Origin of the sequence: Solwaraspora sp. WMMD406, assembly GCF_029626025.1 — a bacterium.
Taxonomy (GTDB): Bacteria; Actinomycetota; Actinomycetes; order Mycobacteriales; family Micromonosporaceae; genus Micromonospora_E.
On record NZ_JARUBF010000001.1, the window covers coordinates 2871630 to 2893687 of the forward strand.

Below are 22058 nucleotides of genomic sequence, written 5' to 3' on the forward strand. Positions count from 1 at the left end.
CCGACACATCGCGTACGGGGGAGCCGTGACCGAAAGCAATGCCACCTCACTGTGCATCATCGGGTTGGGACCGCGCGGTCTGTCGGTGGCGGAACGGCTTGTCGCCAACGCCGCGATCAGCGACCGCCCGCTGACCATCCACCTGGTCGATCCGTACGTGCGGATCGGTGGCCGGGTGTGGCGGGTCGACCAGTCCGAGCTTCTACTCATGAACACGGTCGCCTCCCAGGTCACCATGTTCACCGACGACAGCGTGCGCTGCGACGGCCCGATCGTCAGCGGCCCCAGCCTGTACGAATGGGCGCAGCTGGTGCTGTTGATGGATCCGGGCGGTGAGTATCCCGCACACGTACTCGCCGAGGCCGGCCGGCTCGGCCCCGACTCCTACCCGACCCGGGCCTTCTACGGCCACTACCTGCGGTGGGTGCTCGACCGGGTGGTGAGCACCGCGCCGGCGACGGTGTCGGTGCACCGGCACGCCCGTACCGCCGTCCGGCTCGACGACGCGGCCGATGGTACGCAGAGCGTGACCTTCGACGACGGGACCCAGCTGACCGGGCTGCAGTCGGTGGTGCTGACTCTCGGCCACGTCGACATGCCGGTGAGCGCGGCCGAACGGCAGCTGCGGGCGTTCACCGACCGGCACGACCTCACGTACCTGCGTACCGGCAACCCGGCGGAGGCCGATCTCAGTCGGATCAGGCCGGGGCAGGCGGTCGCTCTGCGCGGCATGGGGCTGAACTTCTTCGATTACCTGACCTTGCTGACCGTCGGGCGGGGCGGGCGGTTCGTCTCCGACGGCGGCCGACTGACCTACCAGGCGTCCGGTGCGGAACCCCGGATCTTCGCCGGTTCCCGGCGGGGTGTGCCCTACCACGCCCGAGGCGAGAACCAGAAGGGAGCCTTCGGCCGGCACATGCCGATCTTCCTCACTCCCGAGGTGATCCACGGGTTTCGGCACCGTCGCGAGGCGGGCCAGCCGGTCGAGTTCGTCGCGGACGTGTGGCCACTGGTCGACCGCGAGGTCCGGGCCGTCTACTACCACGCGCTGATCGCCGGCCGAGCCGACCAGGCGACCGCCGACGCGTTTTTGGCCGAGTTCGGTGCGCAGCGGACGCCACCGCCCGGAGCCGACGACGAACTTCTGGACCGTTACGGCGTAGCGGAGTCCGACTGGTGGGACTGGAACCGGATCGCTCGACCTTACGGCGACCGGCGGTTCACCGACCAGACCGACTACCAGGACTGGCTGCTGGCTCACCTGCGGCACGATGTCGAACAGGCCCGGCTCGGCAACGTCACCGGACCGCTGAAGGCGGCCCTGGACGTGTTGCGTGACCTGCGCAACGAGGTCCGACTCGTCGTCGACCACTCCGGCATCACCGGGAGTTCCTACCGGGACGAGTTGCAGCGCTGGTACACCCCGTTGAACGCGTTCGTCTCCATCGGACCACCGGCCACCCGGATCGAGGAGATGATCGCCCTCATCGAGGCTGGGGTGCTCACCGTCATGGGGCCCGGGCTCGAAGTCGGTCCGGCCGAACTCGGCGCGACCGATATCGGTCCGGCCGACGACGGTCTGGCCGACGTCGGTGGGGCGGACGACGGCGCAGGCCGGAGCGGCGCGGCGTTGGTGGTCAGGTCGACGGCGATCCCCGGATCGGAGCTGACGGTGACCGCGTTGATCGAGGCACGGTTGCCCGACGTCGATGTACGGACCACCGACGATCCGTTGCTCAGCAGCATGCTGTTGCGCGGGCAGTGCCGGGCGTACGAGATTCCGGACAGCTCCGACGGCAGTTACCGGACCGGGGCGTTGGCGGTGACCCGGCGACCCTGCCGGCTGGTCGACCGTACCGGGCGGGTGCATCCGAACCGGTACGCGTTGAGTATCCCCACCGAGATCGTCCACTGGGCGACCGCGGCGGGCATCCGACCTGGTGTCGACTCGGTGATCCTCGGCGACGCCGACGCCATCGCCCGAGCCTGCCTGGCTGTCGACGCACGCGGCGTACCGGCCCAGCGGCAACCATCCACCCCGGCCCCGGGCCGGGTGCTGGCCGGTCCCAGAGGAGGGGCCTGATGACCGGACACACATCTGACCAACCGGGTACGGACGCCGGGCTGCTCAGCCCGTCGTGGGCCGCCGCCGGGGTGCACCCGCTGCTGTCCGACGAGGCCTGGGTCGCGGCGATGGTCGAGGTCGAGGTCGCCCTGGCCACGGTGCAGGCCCGGCTCGGGGTGGTGCCACCGTCGGCGGCCGAGGCCATCGCCCGGACGGCGGCGGCGACGTCTCTCGACGTCACCGCGATCGCCCACCGGGCCACCGGCGCCGCGAACCCGGTCGTCGTGCTGGTGCAGGAGTTCACCCGGGCGGTCGCGCAAACCGATCCGTCGGCGGCCGAGTACGTCCACCGTGGAGGCACCAGCCAGGACATCCTCGACTCCGCGGCGATGCTGCTGGCCGGCCGGGTCCTGGACCGGATCGACGCCGACCTGGTCCGGATCGCCGGATCGTTGGCGGCGCTGGCCGCCGGACACCGGGACACCCCGATGGCCGGGCGTACCCTCACCCAACACGCGGCACCGGTCACCTTCGGGCTCAAGGCGGCGGGCTGGCTCACCCTCGTCCTCGACGCCGTCGACCGGGTCCGGCGGGTACGGGCCGGTCTGCCGGTGCAACTGGGCGGTGCGGCGGGCACGCTCTCCGCCTACCAGGCGTACGCCGGTTCAGCCGGCGGCGCCGGCACCAGCGGCGCTGGTCACGGGATGACGCTCATGGCGGGCCTGGCCGGCGAACTCGGGCTGGCCGAGCCCGCCGCGCCGTGGCACACCCAGCGGACGCCGCTGGCCGACCTCGGCTGGGTGGCGAGTGTGGTGACCGGCGCGCTCGGCAAACTCGCGGTCGACGTGCTCGGCATGTCGCGCACCGAGGTGGGCGAAGTCGCCGAGCCGACCGGGGAGGACCGTGGCGTCTCCTCGGCCATGCCCCAGAAACGTAACCCGGTCCTGGCGACGGTGATCGTCGCGGCGGCACGTCAGGTGCCGGCGTACTCGCTGGTGCTCGCCCAGAGCATGCTCGCCGAGGACGAACGCGCGGCCGGTGGCTGGCAGTCCGAGTGGCAGCCGTTGCGCGAGGTCCTGCGATTGGCCGCCGGCGCCGCCACCGCCGGCGTCGAGCTGGCCGCCGGCTTGTCGGTCTTCCCGCAGCGGATGGCCGCCAACCTCAACCTCACCGGCGGTGCCATCGTCTCGGAACGACTCAACGTGGAGCTCGCTCCACTGCTGGGCAAGGCCGTGGCCAAGAAGCTGCTCGCCCGGATCTCCCGCGAGGCGGCTGCCACCGGCAAGCCGTTCGCCGAGCTGCTGGCCGTGGCGCCCGAGCTCGACGGTCGGTTCGCCGACGCCCGGGTGGCCGACGAGCTGCTGGACCCCGCCAACTATCTGGGCGCAGCCGACGAGATCGTCGCGCGCGTGCTGCGCCGTCATCAGTACACCAACGCGCAGGGACATGAGGATCGATGACTGTCTTTCCGGACATCCGGCCCGGCAACGAGATCGACCAACGGCAGCCCTACGAGTACGTCCGCACCCCGCTCGTCGAGCCGGACTGGCGCCGGCTGCCCGGGTGGCGTGACGTCACCGCGGAGCAGTGGCGCGACGCCCAGTGGCAGCGTGCGCACTGTGTGAAGAACATCAAGCAGTTACGCGCGGTCGTCGGGAACCTGTTGGACGAGCACTTCTACGAAGACCTCGCCGCCGACCAGCAGCAGTTCGCCACGATGAGCATGCTTCTGCCGCCGCAGATGCTCAACACGATGGCACCGCACACCGTGTCCGACCCAGCGGCCTTCACCGCCGCGTTTCTCGCCAATCCGGTGCGCCGCTACATGTTGCCGGTCCACAGCGACCGGGACGCCGTCGCGCCCAGCCACCCGTACGCGGAGCGGGACTCGCTGCACGAGGCGGAGATGTGGGTGGTGGAAGGGCTGACCCATCGCTACCCGACCAAGGTCCTGGCGGAACTAGTCTCCACCTGCCCGCAGTACTGCGGGCACTGCACCCGGATGGACCTGGTCGGCCTGGCGACCCCGCAGGTGGAAAAGACCCGGTTGGCGTTGCGTCCCGTCGACCGCCAGGACCAGATCGTCGACTACCTGCGCCGTACCCCGACGGTGCGCGACGTGGTGGTGTCCGGCGGGGACGTGGCCAACGTGCCCTGGCCGCAGCTCGAGGCGTTCCTGATGCGGCTGCTGGCGTTGGATTCCATCCGCGACATCCGGCTGGCGACCAAGGCGATGATCGGGCTGCCACAACACTGGCTGCAGGCGACGGTACGGGCCGGGCTGGAGCGGGTGGCGCGGGTCGCCGCGAGCCGGGCCGTCAACCTGGCGATCCACACCCACGCCAACCACGTGGCGTCGGTGACTCCGCTGGTCGCCGAGGCCGCTCGCGCCGCGCTCGACGCAGGCGTCCGCGACGTCCGCAACCAGGGCGTGCTGATGCGCGGCGTGAACGACACCGCGACCGATCTGCTGGATCTCTGTTTCGCGCTGCAGGGCGAGGCCAACATCCTGCCGTATTACTTCTACATGTGCGACATGATCCCGAACGTCGAGCACTGGCGGATCAGCGTCCTCGCGGCGCAACGGCTGCAGGACGACATCATGGGTTACCTGCCCGGATACGCCACCCCACGGATCGTGTGCGACGTGCCGTACGTCGGGAAGCGATGGGTGCACCAGGTGGCCGAGTACGATCACGAGCGTGGCATCTCGTACTGGACCAAGAACTACCGTACCGGCGCCGAACGGGTCCTGTCCGACGACGCGGCGTCGGTTCTGAACCGGCCGTACGCCTACTACGACCCGATCGGGACGCTGCCGGAAAGCGGCCGCCGCTGGTGGCGCGAGCACGGTGGTCCGATCGGTGGAGGAGACACGCCCTGATGGACGTCGTGAAGCTGAACCGCCGCGCCGTATCGGTCAGCGCGGACATCGTCGCCGCGTTCGGCGACGATGCGCTGGCCGCGCCCACCCCGTGCGCGCAGTGGGACGTACGCCGGCTGCTGGCACACATGACCGCGCAGCACAACGGCTTCGCCGCCGCCGCTCGTGGTGCGGGATCTGACGACGCGGTGTGGGCGGAGGAACCGCTGGACGATCCGCGCGACGCGTACGGCGCCTCGGCGCAGCGGGTGCTCGCGGCGTTCGACGAACCCGGGGTGCTGGACCGCATGTTCGTCCTGCCCGAGATTCGGCGCGACAGCGGCTTTCCGGGCCGAATGGCGATCGCCTTCCACCTGCTCGACTACCTGGTGCACGGCTGGGACGTCGGCGCCGCGGTCGGCGCACCGCCGGCTTTCGACGACGAACTCGTCGCCGCCGGTCTGGAGGTGACCCGGCGGTTCGTCCCGGACGGTCCGGCCCGGAGCCTGCCCGGCGCGGCGTTCGCGCCACCCGTCCCGCCGGTGGCGGGCTGGTCCGACCAGGAACGTCTGCTGGCCCTGCTCGGTCGCTCCCCGTCCTGGCCGAACTGACCATGGGTGCCGTCGCCCGCCAGGTGTTCGCTGACCTGCCGTACCCGATCGTCTCCGCGCCGATGGCCGGCGGGATGTCGACTCCGCGACTGGTGTCGGCGGTGTCGGCCGCCGGTGGCCTCGGTTTCCTGGCCGCCGGTTACCGCACCCCCGACGACCTGCGACAGGACATCGACGAGGTGCGCGCGGCGGTCGAGGCGCCGTTCGGCGTCAACCTGTTCGTTCCGGGTGAGCGCAACGGCGTCGACCCTGCGGTGGCGGCCTACACTCGGCGGCTCGCCGCCGAGGCCGACCGGTACGACGTGGTTCCCGGTGAGATGCCGATTGACCACACCGACGGCTGGGACGAAAAGCTGGACCTGCTGGTCCGCGAGCGGGTGCCGGTGGTCAGCTTCACCTTCGGTTGCCCGTCGCGGGCCGTGGTCGATCGCCTGCACGAGGCGGGCAGCACCGTTCTGGTCACCGTGACCAGCGCTGACGAAGCGCTGATCGCCTCCCGGGAAGGTGCCGACGCCGTCTGCGTCCAGGGCACGGAGGCGGGCGGGCATCGGGGCTCCTTTCTTCCGGTTCGTCCGGGGGCCGAGACGCCCGGTCTGCTGCCCCTGTTGGCGAGTGTGCGGGCGGCGGTTCCCGACATGGACATCGTTGCGGCCGGCGGCATCATGGACGGTGCCGGGATCGCTGCGGCACTGAGCGCCGGTGCCCGCGCCGCCCAATTGGGCACCGCATTTCTTCGTACGCCGGAGAGTGGTGCCCATCCCGCCTACAAGTCGGCGCTGGTGCGGCCCCCCGGGGACGGCACGGCGGTGACGTGGGCGTTCAGCGGCAGGCCGGCGCGAGGTCTGCGGAATAGGTTCATCGCCGAGTACGGCGCGCACGCACCGATGGCCTATCCGGACGTTCATTTCGTGACCGCGCCGATTCGCCGGGCCGCGACCCGGGCCGGTGACGTCGACGCGATGGCGCTGTGGGCGGGGCAGGGACACCGGCTGGCCCGCGATCTGCCCGCCGCCGTACTGGTCGAGACGTTGGTGGCCGAGGCCCGGCAGGCGGTGCGGTCGGTCGGTGACCGGCTCGAACCATCCGTCGCGGCCGAGCCGTGATCAGGCGGTGCCCGGCCGGCCGCTGATCATCTGGCTGTGGCCCCGGAATTCCGCGATGACGGTGCCGTCCGCGCGTCGTACGGTCACGTCGTAGAGGCCTGCCCGGCCGAACCTGGAACGTTCCACCGCCTCGGCCCACAGTTCGTCGCCCACGGCGGCGGGCCGTAGAAACGTCACCTGGGCGCCCTGCGCCACCGTCGTCGGACCGTGGGTGTTGCAGGCGAACGAGAACGCCGCGTCGGCGAGGAGGAACAGGTAACCGCCGTGCGCCATGCCGAATCCGTTGGTCATCGTCTCCGTCACCAGCATCCGGACCGTCGCGTGTCCGGGGCCGGCCACGTCGAGTTCGATGCCGAGGGACCGGCAGGTACGGTCGTTGCCGTGCAGTTCACGGGCCCGGAGCTGGGCGGTGGCTTCGTCGGTCCGTGGCGTGCTCCGGGTCGGGACGCTGGTGGCTCCATCGGCCATCGATGCACTCCTGTCGCTGCGCGGTGCGGATCCTGAGGGACGCGTCACGGGTGATGCCATTGCCGGAACGGATCGGTCCGTGGACGACATTAGCCTGTGGATCAGCGTCGACCGTCGCGGTGCCGCAGTCCGACAACGATCCAGAGTCGGATGTACGGCACCTATCACACTTGACAAGTGGGAGTACGGAGTTCTGCGGAGACAGGCATTTAGCTGGGCCTGAATCAATTAGCCGACGTAATGCACATGTGATGCAGATCACATCGACTGATGGTCGGGTCCGCCGGTCCGTGTGTGTCGAGCGATCCGAAGGAATCTGCTGGTCACCGGGTTCTTGGGGGAGGCTGGTCGGGCAACCACGGACGCCGCCGGGGGTCGAATCTCCCCTTCCGGTCGGCGGGTCGGTGTGTAAATGTGTAAGCGCCGACAGCAATCGCCGATCGAGCCTGTCCCGCTCGTCGTGCGACTGGAGCCGACACCCCGTCGGCCATTCACCCTCGAACGCTGGCAGGGGCCGAATCTTGACTCTCGACGCATCGTGGTACCAAAAGCTGGCCGACACCCCGTTCTCCGAGCGTGCGTCGGCCCTCGAGGCCCTCGTGGTCGCCGAGTTCAAGACGTGGTTGTTGATGGGCGACGCGGAGACGCTGCCGCTGGACGAGAGCTACTTCGAACTCGGGCTGACCTCGCTCGGCGCCACCGAGATCCAGCAGCTGCTGGTGGCCGGGTTCGGGCGGCCGATCGACGCGGTGAGCCTGTTCAACAACCCGACGGTCGGCCACCTGCTCGAGTACCTTCGCGCCGAGGTGTTGCGGGAGCTCTTCGTGCAGGGTGGAGCCGCGCCGATCCACGGCACGCCCGCGCCTGCCGAGCAGCGCTACCCAGGCATCTCGACGTCAAGTGACGCAGGTGTGACGACCAAGGACCTCGTCGACGACATTCTTGCAAAACTCTACAATTCCTGACCGCCGGATTTCGCGGTACCAATGGGGGATGGCGTGACCGAGCAGATTTCACACGTCCGTAATGACGATCTCGTCCGTGACCTGCTGATGGAGAAGTACGAGCCGATCGCCATCGTCGGCATGGGCCTACGCCTGCCTGGCGGCAACGAGACCCCCGAGGAGTTCGCTGATTTCCTCCGTTCCGGTCGAGCCGGCACCGGCCCGATCCCGAGTGACCGCTGGGACGTGGAAGGTCTCTACAGCGATGTCGACGGAGAAAAGGGCAAGGTGCTCACCGCCGGTGGCGGATTCGTGTCGGGCATCGACGAATTCGACCCGAGGTTTTTCAACATATCGCCCAAGGAAGCCGGCTACGTCGACCCGCAGCACCGGCTCGTCCTCGAGTGCGCCTGGAAAGCACTGGAGCACGCCAACATCGACCCGACGTCGCTACGGGACGGAAACGGCGGCGTCTACCTCGGCATCAGCTCGATGGACTACACCATCGAGGTGGACCGGCTGGATCCCACCGAACTGACCTCGCACATCGCCGCCGGCACCGCACACAGCGCCATGTCCGGGCGCCTGTCGTACTTCCTCGGCTGGCGCGGCCCGTGCATGAGCATCGACACCGCCTGCTCGTCGTCGCTGGTCGCCCTGCACGTCGCGGTGCAGGGCCTACGCCGGCGTGAGTGCGACATCGCGCTCGCCGGAGGGGTCAACGCGGTGCACCACCCGCGTAACCACGTCGTGTTTTCCCAGGCCAACATGCTGGCCGCCGACGGTCGCTGCAAGACGTTCGACGACAAGGCGGACGGATACAGCCGCAGCGAGGGCTGCGGTGTCATCGTCCTCAAGCGCCTTTCCGACGCCAAACGCGACGGTGACACGATTCTGGCGTTGGTCCGTGGCTCGTCGGTGCGCCAGGACGGCGAGAGCGGTGGTCTGACCGTACCCAACGGCACGGCGCAAGCCATCCTGATGCGCGAGGCGTTGGCCAGCGCGATGCTCACGCCCGCCGACGTCCAGTACGTCGAGGCGCACGGGACCGGCACCTCCCTCGGCGACCCGATCGAAATGGGAGCGATCGACTCCGTGTTGTCCGCCGCCCACCGTGGGGGCGACCCGGTGATCGTCGGCTCGGTCAAGACCAACATCGGCCACATGGAAGCCGCCGCCGGAGTGGGTGGCGTCATCAAGACCGTGCTGCAGCTCGGCGAAGGTGTGGTCTACCCGCACATCAACCTGGACACGCCGTCCCGGCACATTCCCTGGGACCGCTACCACGTTGCCGTGCCGACGCAGCCGATGCCGTGGTCCGGCGGAACGCGGCGGGCCCTGGTCAACTCGTTCGGATTCGCCGGCACCATCGCCACCGTCGTTCTCGAACAGGCTCCGCCGACGCAGGCCGTCACCCCGCCCACCGACGACGACCGGTCCGTGTTCACGCTGTCGGCCCGGACCCAGTCGGCGCTGCGTGCCCTGGCGTCGCAGTACCGGCAGGTTCTCGCACAGCAGCCGGAGTTGTCCGTCGCCGATCTCTGCTACACCGCCAACATCGGCCGGTCGCACTTCAACGTACGGCTGGCCGGTCCGGTCACCACCCGGGCGGACGTCGAAGCGCTGCTGGACAAGCAGGCGACCGGATCCACCGAGGACGCGGGAGCGGCCTCGGCCGGCGAAGGCGAGTTCCGGGGCGGAAACGTCGCGTTCCTGTTTACCGGTCAGGGTTCGCAATACCCTGGTATGGGATCGGCGCTGTACGAGCGGTATCCCACCTTCCGCGAGTCGTTCGACGAATGCGATCGGTTGTTCGGGCCGCTGCTCGGTCGATCCATCAAGGATCTCGTCTTCGCCGCTGACGGCGCGGACGGGCAGGAGATCCACCAGACCGCCTACACCCAGCCAGCCCTGTTCGCCCTCGAGTACGCCACCGCCCAGCTCTGGATCTCCTGGGGCGTACGACCCACCATCCTGCTCGGCCACAGCATCGGTGAGATCGTCGCCGCGACGATGGCCGGGCTGTTCAGCCTGTCGGACGCGGTCACCCTCGTCGCCGCCCGGGCGCGCCTGATGCAGTCGGTTTCCACGCCCGGCGGCATGGTCGCCGTCCGCGCCACGGCGGCCGACGTGGCACCGCTGCTGGCTGGCTACCCGGACGTCAGCTTCGGCGCGATCAACTCGCCCGAGCAGTGCGTCGTCTCGGGAGGCATCGCCTCGCTGGCCGCGATCACAGAACAACTCGAGGCGCGGGGCGTCAAGTCCAAGGCGTTGCCGGTGTCGCACGCGTTCCACTCGCCGTTGATGGCGGAGGTGTTCGACGCGTTCCGGGAGGCGATCAAAGAAATCGAATACCATGAGCCCGAGCTCAGCTTCGTATCGAACCTGACCGGATCGGTGGCGTCGCTGGCCGAGGTCGGCAACCCCGACTACTGGGTGCGACACATCGGCGAGCCGGTCAACTTCGCCGCCGGCATGGCCTTCGTGCAGGCCCGGGGCCGGCACGTCTTCGTGGAGGTCGGACCGTCCGCGGCGTTGACCGCGATGGGCCGACAGTGCGGTGATCCGTCGCCGCACCTGTGGCTGAGCAGCCTGCAACCCGACGACACCGAAGGCCGGACCATCCGTCGGTCGTTGGCCCGCAGCTACACGGCGGGACTCGCCATCTCCTGGTCCGGCTACCACCGTGGGTCGCCGCGTCGACGGGTCGACCTGCCGACGTACGCGTTCGACAAGAAGCGCTACTGGCTCCCGGTTCCGCCCGGTGGCGGGCGGTTCGCGCCGTCGGCGACGTCGACCGTCAGCGAGCATCACCCACTGCTCGGCGCCGAGGTCTCCACGGCCGAGCAGCGGGCGGCCGGCCAGCGCGAGTTCTCCACCCGGTTGTCCCCACAGACCCCCGCCTACCTGGCCGACCACGTGGTGATGGGCCAGACCGTGTTCCCCGGTGCCGGCTACGTCGAGGTGCTGTTCGCCGCGCAGGACGCCGTGTTCGGCGAGACCACCCGCCCGGTCCGTGACGTCGCGATCCACGAGCCGCTGTTCCTGCCCGAGGACGACCTGACCGAGGTACGGACCCGGCTGTCCACCGACGCGGACGGCACCTGCCAGGTGGAGATCGTCAGCCGGCTCGCCGCCCGCGACGGTGGTGCCATCGAACGCCGGCACGTCACCGCCCGGCTCGGCGCCGAACCTGACGGCCCGGCCGGCTCGGCGGACCTGATCGCCGACCTGCGCGACCAGGACGCCCGCCGGGGTACGCCGATCACCGTGCACCGGGCCGACGACCTCTACGCCGACTTCGCCGACCTGGGACTGCCGTACGGTCCGGAGTTCCGCCGCATCCGGACGGTGGAGCAGCACCCGGACGGGTTCGCCGTCGGCGACCTGCGGGGGATCGACACCGCTACCGTCGGGCACCTGCACGCCTCCGTCCTCGACTGTGCCATGCAGACCCTGGCCGGCGTCGCCGACCTCGGTGACACCTATCTCCCGGTGGGGTTCAGCCGGGTCACCCTGCTGAAGAAGCCCAAGAACGACCTGCGTACGCTGCTGCGGCTCAACCGGCCCGACCCGGCGGCCGGACCGGCTGCCGAGCTCACCGCCGACATCGTCGTCCTGGAGGGCGACCGGCCGGTGTTCGTGGTGCATCAGGCGCGGCTCAAGCGGGTGGCGAACACGTCCGGCGGCGCCGGGCGGGGGATGCTGCACGAGCCCCGCTGGCTACGCCGTTCGCACGTGGCGGCGCGGACCGGTGGTGACACCCGCCGCCAGGTCCTCGTGGTGCACCGGACCGAGTCCGACTTCGCCACGGTGTCCGAGTCGCTGGCCGAAGCCGGCATCGGAGTGCGGTTCGCCGCCGACGCGGCCCAGATCCGGTCACTGCTCGCCGCCGACACCACGATCACCGACCTGTACTGGTTCTGGCGTACCGCGCCGGACCTCGCCGGTGAGGCCCGGCTGCGGGCCGAGACCGAGGTCAACTACCGCGACCTGCTCACCCTGGTCGCCCAACTCGACGGGGTCGGCGTCGGCCGGGACCTACGGGTCACCCTGGTCACCGAGGCCGCCCAGCTGCTGCCCGGTGACGTGACCACCGGCCGCGACGACGAGAGCCTGGTCGCCTCCTCGCTGTGGGGTTTCGGGCACGTCATGCTCAACGAGTACCCGGCACTGCGGACGACCCTGCTCGACCTGCCCGCCAACCCGTCCGGGGTCGCGGATCTGCGGCCGCTGGTCGACGAGCTGGTCGCCGGTGACTCCGGTGGTGACGAGTTCCAGGTCGCGTACCGGGACGGGCTCCGTTTCGTGCGGCGGGTGTTCCCGCAACCGGCCGGTCCCGGATCCGACGACAACGTCGAGCTGACCATCACCGAGTACGGCCAGTTCGCCAACATCAAGCCGGTGCCGGTTCCGGACGTGGACCCGGTCGGTGACGAGATCGCGGTCAGCATCGAGGCGGCCGGACTGAACTTCAAGGACGTGCTCAACGCCCTCGGCATGCTCAAGCAGTACGCCGTCGACAACGGCATCGAGTACAAGCCCCTGCCGCTGGGCTTCGAAGCGTCCGGCACCGTCGTCGCGGCCGGCCCGGACGCCGAGTTCGCGGTCGGCGACGACGTGGTGCTCAGCCAACTCGGCTGCATGCGTCGCCGGATGACGGTGTCGTCCACGGTCGCCGTCCGCAAGCCCACCGAACTGGGCTTCGCCGAGGCCGCCGGCCTGTCCGCCGCGTACGTCACGGCCTACTACGCCCTGCACAACCTGGCCGGCATCAAGGCCGGGGACCGGGTGCTCATCCACGCGGCGGCCGGCGGTGTCGGCCAGGCGGCCGTCCAGCTCGCGCAGCTCGCCGGCGCCGAGGTGTTCGCCACGGCCAGCCCGCGCAAGTGGTCGTTGCTGCGGTCGCAGGGCGTCGAACATGTGATGAACTCCCGGACGCTCGAGTTCTCCGACGAGATCCTGCGCATCACCGAGGGACGCGGTGTCGACATCGTCCTGAACAGCCTCAACAAGGAATACGTCCCCGCCGGGCTGCGCGCGCTCGGCACCGACGGTCGGTTCGTCGAACTCGGCAAGATCGGCATCTGGTCCACCGAACAGGTTCGTGCCGAACGCCCGGACGTGGACTACCACAACTTCGACCTGAGCGAGTTCGCGCCGGACGAGCTGAACCGGCTCAACAAAAACATCCTGCAGACCGTCGTGGACCTCATCGACGCCGGGAAGGTCAAGGCGTTGCCGACCGTCGCCTACACCCTGGACGAGGTCGAAGAGGCGTTCGGGGTACTGAGCCGGGGCGCGAACACCGGCAAGCTGGTGCTGCTGTTCGGCGACGACCGTCCGGCTGAGCAACCGCTTGTGGTCACGCCCGACCTGACCTACCTCATCACCGGTGGACTCGGCGCGCTCGGCGTCGCCACCGCGCGCAAACTGGTGGACCTGGGCGCCCGGCACATCGCCATGGTCTCCCGACGGGACCTGCCGGAGGCCGAGGTCAGCGCGGTGGCCGGGTCACTCGGTGACGACGTCGTGCTCTCCGTACACCGGGGTGACGTCGCCGTCGCCGCCGACGTGGACCGGATCATGGCGGACATCGCCGGGTCGGGTGCCCCGCTGGGCGGGGTGATCCACGCCGCAGGTGTGCTCGCCGACGCCCCGATCGCCAACCAGACCTGGGAGAGCTTCGAACGGGTCCTGGCACCAAAGGTGTACGGGACGTGGTTGCTGCACCGGGCGGCGGCGGCCGTACCCACCCTGGGGTTCTTCGTGGCGTACTCCTCGGTGGCGTCGATCATCGGCGCGGCCGGACAGAGCAACTACGCCGCCGGAAACGCGTACATGGACGGTCTGATGCGGTGGCGGGTCGCCCAGGGGCGGCCCGGTCTGAGCGTCAACTGGGGTCCCTGGGCCGAGATCGGCATGGCCGCCGAGCTGACGGCGGCCCAGATCCGCAGCATCGAGGACCGGGGCGTCAAGTTCGTCAAGCCCAGCGACGCGACCCGGGCACTGGTCAAGGTCATCGGCCGAGGAGTGCCGCAGAGCATCATCAGCGAGTTCGACTGGGACCGGTTCGTGTCCGGTCAGCCGGTGACCGACGCGCTGTACCGGCAGGTTCTGTCGCACGACGCCGGTCCGGTGCAGAAGGTCGACATGGACGAGCTGATGCGGCTCAACCGGACCGACCGGGACGCCGCGATCCGGACCATTCTCCGGTCCAAGGTCGCTTCGGTGTTGCACTTCGACTCGGTCGACGACATCGAGGTCGATGCCCGGTTCGTCGAGCTGGGGCTTGACTCGCTCGCCGCCGTCGAGCTCAAGAACGCATTGGAGTCGGTGTTCCAGGTGCCGTTGCCGACGTCGATCCTGTTCGACTATCCGGCGGTCGGCTCACTCGCGGCCTTCATCGGTGAACAGCTCGCCCCGGCGGGCGCCGACGACGCGGCGACGGTCGAGCAGAAGGCGGACGACGACCAGTCCGACGTGCGAGGGCTGGACGACAGTGCTGCGGACGCCGAGCTCGACGCCCTGCGGGCGTTGGTGCAGTGATTATCCGGACACGCTCGGTGGACCGGTGACGGGGAGCCCACGATGACGAGCTACATCGACCAGCTCGAGGCGATGTCGAAGAAGCAGCTGATGGTGATGCTGGCCCGGCAACGTCTCCAGGAGACGCAGGCCATCGCGGTCGTCGGAATGGGCTGCCGGTTTCCCGGCGGGATCACCGATCCGGCGGGCTTGTGGGCGCTGGTGCGGGAGGGCCGGGTCGTGCCGACGGAGTCGGCCGGCCCGCCCCGCGACAGCCTCGGCCGGCCACGCTGGAACCTGGACGCCCCCGATCTCGCTCCGATGGCGGACCTGCTCGGCTCCGGGGGGTACCTCGACTCGATCGACCTGTTCGACGCCGACTTCTTCGGGATCAGCGCGCAGGAGGCGGAGCGGATGGACCCGCAGCAGCGGCTGCTGCTGGAGGTCACCGTCCAGGCCCTGGCCGACGCCAACCTGACCCGCGCCGAGCTGCGGCGACGCCGGCTGGGGATCTTCATGGGCGCCAGTACGGTGGAGTATCCGCTGGCCTGGATCCGCAATCGGATGACCGTCGACGACCTGTCCCCGCACATGGCCCTCGGCAACACGCTCAGCTGTACCTCCGGGCGGATCGGATTCGTGCTGGGGGCCAACGGGCCGGCCATGACGGTCGAGACGTCGTCGTCGTCCGCTCTCACCGCGATGCACCTGGCCGTGCAGTCGCTGCGTCGGCGCGAATGCGACATCGCACTCGTCGGCGCGTGCCAGCTGCTGCTGTCGCCGTTCACGACCGCCGTGCTGGCCAAGCCGGGCATGCTGTCGGCGGCGGGGCGAAGCCGCCCGTTCACCGCCCACGCCGACGGACATGTCCGAGGCGAGGGCTGCGGGGTGCTGGTCCTCAAACGTCAGGCCGACGCGGCCGCGGACGGTGACCTCACCTACGCGTTGGTACGCGGAACGGTCGTCCATTCGCAGGGCGACCGGCCGTCGATGGCGATGTCCACCTCGGCGGGACAGCGCACCGCCATCGAGTCGGCGTTGCGCGACGCGGGCGTCGGGCCACTCGACGTGCAGTACGTCGAAGCACAGGCGAACGGCTCACGGCTGGGCGGCATGATCGAGGCCGAGTCGCTGGCGCAGACCTACCAGCGAGGCTCGGCTGCGGCTCCGGCGCTCTACCTCGGCTCGTGCAAAGCCAACCTCGGATACCTGGAGACGGCGTCCGGCGTGGCCGGGATCATGAAGACGGTGCTGGCTCTCGCCCACGGCGAGATCCCGCCGCAGCCGGGTGCCGACGAGCTCGATCCCGGCGTGGCCTGGGACCAGATGGCGCTGCGCTTCGCCAGCAAGCCGGTGCCCTGGCCGGTCGCGCAGCGACGGATGGCGGGGGTCAGCGCGTTCGGGTTCACCGGCATCAACGCGCACGTGATCCTGGAAGGTAGCTCCCCGACGGGGCCGGCTCGTACCGAGGCGGCCGCGCTCGATCCGGACGACGCCGAACCGGTCCGGGCCGAGGCGGCACGGGCCGAGGCGGCACTGTTGCTGGTGTCGGCGCACACCGACGAGGCGCTGGCGGCGACCGCCGCCGCCCTGCACCAGTACCTCGCGGAGCGGGCCGACTGGGAGGTCGCGACGGTCTGCCGCACCCTGGCCCACGGCCGGGATCACCTTCCGGTCCGGTCGGCGGCAGTGGTGGCGGACCGCTCCGACGTGCTGGACCGGCTGGCCGCGCTCGCCGCCGGTCGGTCCGTCGAGCAGCCGGACCCGACCGGGTCAGCGGCCGCCGCGACCGGGCCGGCCTCCGCCGGGTCTCCGGTCGCCTCGGCGGTGTCGACCCTTGCCGCCATCGGCGAGCGGTACGTAGCCGGCACGGAGGTCGACCTCGCTGACGTGACCGGCGCCGGCCCGATGTGCCGGCTGCCCGGTCCCGCGTTGATCGGACGTAGTTTCTGGCCGGACGGCTATCGATGGTCCTGACAGGCAAGCGGATGGGACGGGCGACATGTACCACCCTCAGTTGAAGACCGTCGTCGACACGGTCACCTTCCACGCTGGCCGGATTCCGGACAGTGTCGCCATCGAATGCGAGGGCCGTGAGGTCACCTTCGCGGCGTTGCACTCCGGCAGCAACCAGACCGCACAGGCCCTCGTCGCCGCCGGAGTCGCACCCGGGGACCGGGTGGGCTTCCTCGGCCGGGAGTCGGAGCGGTACTACGAGATCTTCTTCGCCTGCGCCAAGGCGGGCGCGGTGCTCGTACCGATCAACTGGCGGCTGGCGTCCGGCGAGGTAGAGCACATCCTGCGGGATTCGGCAGCCGTGCTCGTCTTCGCCGAACGCGAGTTCCTCGCCACGGTGCACGCCGCCGCCGACGGCACAGCCGACGGCGGGGCCGACGACGGCGTGACCTCGGGCACCACGTCTAGGGTCGTCGTCGACCTGGACGGCGACGGCGCGCCCGGCGAGGCGTTCGCGCGCTGGAAGGCCGCCTACCCCGACGAGGACCCGAGCGGGCAGGTCAGCCCCGAAGATCCGATCGTGCAGCTCTACACCAGCGGCACGACCGGCCTGCCCAAAGGGGTCGTCCTGCCGCATCGCAGCTTCTTCCGGATCAACGATCTGCTGGTCGAACACGGCCGCGACTGGATCGACTGGCAGCCGGGCGACAAGAGCCTGATCGGCATTCCCGGGTTCCACGTCGCAGGCATCTGGTGGGCGATGCAGGCGATGAACGCCGGCGTCCCCAGCGTCTCCATGCGCAGTTTCGTCAGCACCGAGGCCGCCCGGCTGATCCGCGAGCGCGGCATCACCACGACGCTCGTGGTGCCGGCCATGCTGCAGATGATCCTCGCCGAGCCACGTACCGGCCCCGACGACTTCGCCAGTCTGCGCAAGGTCGCCTACGGTGGGTCGCCGATCTCCGAAAGCCTGCTGCGGCAGTGTATCGAGGTCATGGGCTGCGAGTTCGCCCAGCTCTACGGTCTCACCGAGACCGGCAACTGTGTGGTCTGCCTGCCGCCCGCCGACCACGTGCCGGGCAGCCCGCTGTTGCGGGCCGCCGGGCTGCCGTTGCCCGGGGTCCAGCTGCGGATCATCGACTCCGAGGGTGCGGACCTGCCCGCCGGTACGGTGGGCGAGGTCTGTGTCCGTACTCCCGCGATCATGATCGAATACTGGGGATTGAAGGCGGCCACCGACGAGGTCCTGCGGGACGGCTGGTTCCGCACCGGCGACGCCGGCCACCTCAACGACGACGGCTACCTGTTCATCTCCGACCGAATCAAGGACGTCATCATCGTCGCTGGTGAGAACGTCTATCCAGCCGAGGTCGAGAACGCCCTGTGTCGGCATCCGGCGGTCGCCGAGGCCGCGGTGATCGGCGTACCGGACGAGAAATGGGGCGAGTCGGTCCGGGCGTTTGTCGTGCTGCGGCCGGACACCCAGGCCACACCTCGTGAGTTGATGCTGTCGCTGCGCGGGCAGATCGCCGACTTCAAGATCCCTGCTCGGTACGATATTGTGGACAGTATTCCCCGTAATCCCAGTGGGAAGATTCTCCGCCGGGTTCTCCGTGACGAGTTCTGGGCGCACGCCGACCGGAACGTGAACTGAAGGGGAAGTCCTCGATGAACGTCGCGCTCCTCGCTGTCAAGACCGGACTGCGCGCCACGTCCGTGGTCGCTCCGGGACTGGCCGGGAAGATGGCCTTCGCCCTGTTCTGCCGGCTCAAGAGCCCCGCGCCGGTGCGCGCGACGGACGCCGAGATGCACGCGCAGGCGGTCGTCGATCACATGATCCACGATGGCCGGCGCATCGCCCTCTATCAGTGGGGCGACGGCGCGAACCCCGTGCTGATGGTGCACGGCTGGGAGTCGCGGGGCTCGCGGTACGCCACCTTGGCCAAGGAACTGCTCGCTCGCGGCTTCAGCCCGGTCACGTTCGACGCCCCGGGCAACGGCGACTCCGAAGGCAACCGCACCACCTTGCTGGAGTACGCCACGATCATCGAGGAACTGCACCGCAGGTACGGCCCGTTCCGGGCGATCGTGTCCCATTCCTTCGGGACGCTCGCCACGTTCCAGGCCCTCCGCGCCGGAGTCAAGGCCGACAAGGTCGCGACGATCTGCGGGGTCAGCGAGTTCAGCTATCTCGTCGACGTGTTCAGCGACGTCCTGGGTCTGACCCCGAAGGTGCGCAGCGACCTGACCGTTCGGTTCGCCGGCCTGTTCCCGCAGGAACACGACATCTACCGCCGGTTCTCCGCGACGCACGAAGCGGAGAGCGTGACGATCCCCGTACTCGTCGTTCACGACACCGACGATGCCAAGGTGTCGATGCGGCAGGCGCAGACGATGGCCGACGCGTTCCCCAACGCGCGGCTGGTCACCACCAGCGGACTCGGCCACAACCGGATCCTCACCGACCCGACGACCATCGGCGTGATCGCCGACTTCGTGACGGAAACGGCACAGTGACGCCCGTGCCGTCCGGCGCCGATCAGGCCCCGGTGTAGGCGAACGCCGCCCAGTACCTCGGATCGGCGTAGGGAAACGCGCCCGGCTGTCCGGCCGGAGCGATCCCCGGTAGCAACGCCACCAGATCCGCTGTGGACGCGGTGCGCAGCCAGCCCTGCGCCCGGTGTAGTGCGATCGCCGGTTCGTCGCCGTGTCGGCACCACCGCTCGTAGAAGGCGGTCATCAGATAGGTCGTGGCCAGGTCGTCGACCGCCCACGCCGAAGCGATGACGCCGGCGAAGCCGAGCTCGACGAGCGCCGCCGGCAGGCCGACGATCTCGTTCGGCAGGTCCGCGCCGGTCAGGTTGGTGTGGCACGCCGACAGGACCGCCAGCCGCCGTCGTCCCACCGCCAACGCGGCGCGCAGCTGCGCCAAGGTGACCTGGCGGTCGGCGAAGTACAGCCGACTGTCCATGATCCGGCGCGGGTCCGCGAAACCGTGCATGGCGAGGTGCCAGACCGTGTGCCGCTGCGCCTCGGCGCGGAACTCCGCCCAGGTGCACGCGTGCACCGGCCGGGTCGGCCGCCCGGTCCAGCGTCGGGAGACCTCGGACGTCTCCCGCGCCACGTACCGAAGCTCGGCCGCGCCCTCGGCCCCGGTCCCCGCCGGAACGTCCACCGCGAGCAGGGCCTGCTGAGGACCGAGCTCCCGGGCCGCCGTCCGGCACCAGCGCAGACCGCGGGTGTTCGGCGCGTACCGGATGGCCGAGTGGTTCCCGAGGTACCACCACTCGGCGGGCCGGTCCCACCTCGGTGTGCCGGCCGCGTGCAGCGGCAGCAGACTCAACAATCCGACCGGGATCAGGGTCACCACCTGACCGCCTGCGCGAAAGACGAGCTCCTTGATCCCGTCGTCCCACAGCGCCCGGAGCGTGCCGGTCAGCGGGCCAGCGGTGGCCTCGCCGTCTGGCGGGAGTTCGCGTAACCGGCCCGGCCCGGGCGCCCGCACCGCGCCCATCGGGGTGGTGTCGACGGCAGGCGCGGTCCGGTCGATCAGCCCGGTGACCCGGGCCCGGTCGAGCCGGGGCAGGTCGACGTACTGCGGATCATGGTCGGCGGCGACCACCAGGGCGTAACCGCCGGCCGCCGCCGCGCTGACGAACACGATCGCGCCGTCACCGGTTTCGGCGAGAACGTCGTCGTAGCTCAGGCCGGGCCGGCTGGCGTCGCGGCGGCCGAGCGCGTCGGTGAGATCGACGGCCCGGCCGGTCTCCAGGGCGAGCACCGCCTCCCGATACCTGCCGGTACGCGCGAGCCAGTATCCGGCGTCCTCGGCGTACTCCTGGGCTGCGGTCAGCACCCGACGTCTCGCCCGGGTGCCGGAGCGTTCGACGGCGTCCCGCGCAGCCAGTCCGACGAGCCGGTCGTACGCGTCGGCCGCGAGCTCCGCGTTGCCCGTACCGACCGCCCACTCGGCCCAGGCCGCCGCCAACCTCGCCTGCTCGGCGGTGCGGCTCGACCTGTCGAGCGTGCCGCGCCAGGCCAGATGTCGCCGTACGTCGTCGGGGCAGCCGGTCGCGGTGTCATGTGCCGCGAGCACCTCCTGGAGCAGGATCTGGTCGTCGACGCCGGGCCGACGCCAGGGGCGGCATCGGCGTCGCATCAGCCGGACCGCCTGGCGTACGTCGTCGGACCCCGGTCGGCGTCGCCACAGCAACAGCCGCGCCAGGGCTGCGTCGGCGGCGGTGCTCCGCCGCCACCAGCGCAGCCCGGCCCGCCGCCCGAGCTGGCACCCGCGTACGGCGTCCTCGACACGCTCTGGCGTGTGGCGGGCCAGGAGCAGCCCATGGGTGGCGAGGATCTGTGGCCGCAGCCCTCGGGCGAGCGGACCGGTTTCGCCCGCTGCGAGCCGCAGCTGCTCGATCGCCGCCGGCAGGTCAGCGGCGACCACCTGACGCCGGGCGTACAGCAGCCGGGTGAGGGCCGGCGAGGTGCCGCTCGCGGCGAGGTGGCGGAGCAGTTCGTCGAGCGGACCGACATCGTCGTGCAGGTCGGCGTTGTCGAGCACCCTGTCGATGAGCGCCAACGCGCGTCGGGTGTCCGAGGCGAGCAAATCGACCAGGCGCGGCGCGCTCGGGATGGCCTGCCGCGTCGGTCGCTCGGGTGCCGGCGGCCACGACAGGGGCGGCAGACACTCGGCGGCGGTGGCGACGGATCGCCGCTGCCGGGCGATGGCGGTCCGGGCCCGGTGCTGAGCACGGACCTCGCCGACTCGCTTGAACGCACGGTGATGGTCGGGGTTGAGGAGGTCGCCGAGTCGATCGGCGACGTCGCGCATCGCGGCGTACAACTCGTCCGCACGCGGATGGTCGACCGACGATTCCTGGCTGAGTACTTCGGCGCACATCGACACGAAGCCCCGGGCGACCGTCCGACGGCCGTTGTCGGTTCCAGCGTCGCGCGTGTCGATGAACGGGTAGTCCGCCATCAGCTCGGGTATCGCGTGGTCGAAATCGCCAGCCCTGGCCGCGAGCAGGATAATCTCGTGCGACGACGTCGAGACCACTGGATCGTACTCGGCCCGACGCGCTTGGCGCTGCCGCTCAGCGTGGTACGCCACCCAGGCGTCGGCGGCCGATCGCTGGGCGTCGCGGAACAGGGCGTCCTTGTACGCCCAGACATGCTGCTGAAGCCGAGCGAACTGCCGCCAGAACGGGTCCGGGCTGGTCAGGTACCGCGCGATCTTGTACCGCCGGGCCTCGTGCGCCCAGGGCTCCTGAAACGTGGCGTCGGTCGGCCTCCCGCAAATCCGACACGGGTACGGCCAGGATCGCGGGGCCGGAGCGTCTCCCGTACCGCATCCCTCGTTGTTGCACTCCCAGCCCTTCACCTGCGCTCCGGCTGGTGCCAGGTAGCCGTAGGAGGTGCGTGGCGGGCGTCGACTCACCTGCGTTGACCTCCATCCGATCGTCCACCTGAGCGGCGTGACTGCTCGTAGGAACCTGACGGACACCGCCCCGCGTT

11 protein-coding genes and 1 pseudogene are annotated in these 22058 nt (G+C 70.2%); 10 read left to right on the forward strand and 2 right to left on the reverse strand.

The features are described from left to right. Nucleotides 1–25 precede the first annotated feature (25 nt). The 5 genes and pseudogenes from O7632_RS13070 to O7632_RS13090 all read left to right on the forward strand — a co-directional run bounded on the left by O7632_RS13070 (nt 26) and on the right by O7632_RS13090 (nt 6642). Nucleotides 26–2083 (forward strand): FAD/NAD(P)-binding protein, encoded by a 2058-nt coding sequence (locus O7632_RS13070; RefSeq protein ID WP_278114376.1) that lies wholly within the window; start codon nt 26–28, stop codon nt 2081–2083. Further along, nucleotides 2083–3525, forward strand: coding sequence for an adenylosuccinate lyase family protein (locus tag O7632_RS13075; protein WP_278114378.1), 1443 nt, complete (start codon nt 2083–2085; stop codon nt 3523–3525). Before O7632_RS13070 ends, O7632_RS13075 begins: the two co-directional genes overlap by 1 nt. Further along, nucleotides 3526–4949 (forward strand): annotated as a pseudogene (locus tag O7632_RS13080) (lysine 2,3-aminomutase). It begins immediately after the preceding gene. Beyond that, nucleotides 4949–5539 carry a TIGR03086 family metal-binding protein gene (locus tag O7632_RS13085; RefSeq protein ID WP_278114382.1) on the forward strand — a complete coding sequence of 197 codons (591 nt, stop codon included), beginning with the start codon at nt 4949–4951 and terminating at the stop codon, nt 5537–5539. The pseudogene O7632_RS13080 and the gene O7632_RS13085 overlap by 1 nt, the downstream one beginning before the upstream one ends. Before the next feature lie 2 nt (nt 5540–5541). Then, on the forward strand, nt 5542–6642 hold the full coding sequence (locus O7632_RS13090) for a nitronate monooxygenase (RefSeq protein ID WP_278114384.1): 1101 nt from the start codon (nt 5542–5544) through the stop codon (nt 6640–6642). On the opposite strand, the gene paaI is transcribed toward O7632_RS13090, so the two are convergent. Continuing rightward, nucleotides 6643–7110, reverse strand: a complete 468-nt coding sequence (gene paaI, locus O7632_RS13095) for a hydroxyphenylacetyl-CoA thioesterase PaaI (RefSeq protein ID WP_278114387.1) — start codon at nt 7108–7110, stop codon at nt 6643–6645. It abuts the gene before it with no gap. Between the two features lie 521 nt (nt 7111–7631). Here paaI and O7632_RS13100 point away from each other — a divergent pair. Genes O7632_RS13100 through O7632_RS13120 form a run of 5 tightly spaced genes read left to right on the forward strand, consistent with a single transcriptional unit; the run spans nt 7632 to nt 19055 of the window. Continuing rightward, on the forward strand, nt 7632–8075 hold the full coding sequence (locus O7632_RS13100; RefSeq protein ID WP_278114389.1) for an acyl carrier protein: 444 nt from the start codon (nt 7632–7634) through the stop codon (nt 8073–8075). Between the two features lie 33 nt (nt 8076–8108). Next, nucleotides 8109–14603, forward strand: a complete 6495-nt coding sequence (locus tag O7632_RS13105) for a type I polyketide synthase (RefSeq protein WP_278114390.1) — start codon at nt 8109–8111, stop codon at nt 14601–14603. 42 nt (nt 14604–14645) lie between these two features. After that, complete coding sequence (locus O7632_RS13110) at nt 14646–16559, forward strand: polyketide synthase (RefSeq protein ID WP_278114391.1); 1914 nt, start codon at nt 14646–14648, stop codon at nt 16557–16559. 40 nt (nt 16560–16599) lie between these two features. Beyond that, the gene (locus O7632_RS13115; protein ID WP_278114392.1) at nt 16600–18192 is read left to right on the forward strand and encodes a fatty acid--CoA ligase; all 1593 of its coding nucleotides are present in this window, start codon (nt 16600–16602) and stop codon (nt 18190–18192) included. 14 nt (nt 18193–18206) lie between these two features. Beyond that, the gene (locus tag O7632_RS13120; protein ID WP_278114393.1) at nt 18207–19055 is read left to right on the forward strand and encodes an alpha/beta hydrolase; all 849 of its coding nucleotides are present in this window, start codon (nt 18207–18209) and stop codon (nt 19053–19055) included. Between the two features lie 22 nt (nt 19056–19077). Here the strand turns inward: O7632_RS13120 and O7632_RS13125 are convergent, their stop codons facing one another. After that, complete coding sequence (locus O7632_RS13125; RefSeq protein ID WP_278114395.1) at nt 19078–21981, reverse strand: CHAT domain-containing protein; 2904 nt, start codon at nt 21979–21981, stop codon at nt 19078–19080. Between the last annotated feature and the right edge of the window lie 77 nt (nt 21982–22058).

What these genes read in the sequence shown, in the direction of transcription:
- O7632_RS13075 (WP_278114378.1), top strand. Translation starts at nt 2,083, where the DNA reads ATGACCGGACACACATCTGACCAACCGGGTACGGACGCCGGGCTGCTC.
- O7632_RS13085 (WP_278114382.1), top strand. Translation starts at nt 4,949, where the DNA reads ATGGACGTCGTGAAGCTGAACCGCCGCGCCGTATCGGTCAGCGCGGAC.
- O7632_RS13090 (WP_278114384.1), top strand. Translation starts at nt 5,542, where the DNA reads ATGGGTGCCGTCGCCCGCCAGGTGTTCGCTGACCTGCCGTACCCGATC.
- paaI (WP_278114387.1), bottom strand. Translation starts at nt 7,110, where the DNA reads ATGGCCGATGGAGCCACCAGCGTCCCGACCCGGAGCACGCCACGGACC.
- O7632_RS13110 (WP_278114391.1), top strand. Translation starts at nt 14,646, where the DNA reads ATGACGAGCTACATCGACCAGCTCGAGGCGATGTCGAAGAAGCAGCTG.
- O7632_RS13120 (WP_278114393.1), top strand. Translation starts at nt 18,207, where the DNA reads ATGAACGTCGCGCTCCTCGCTGTCAAGACCGGACTGCGCGCCACGTCC.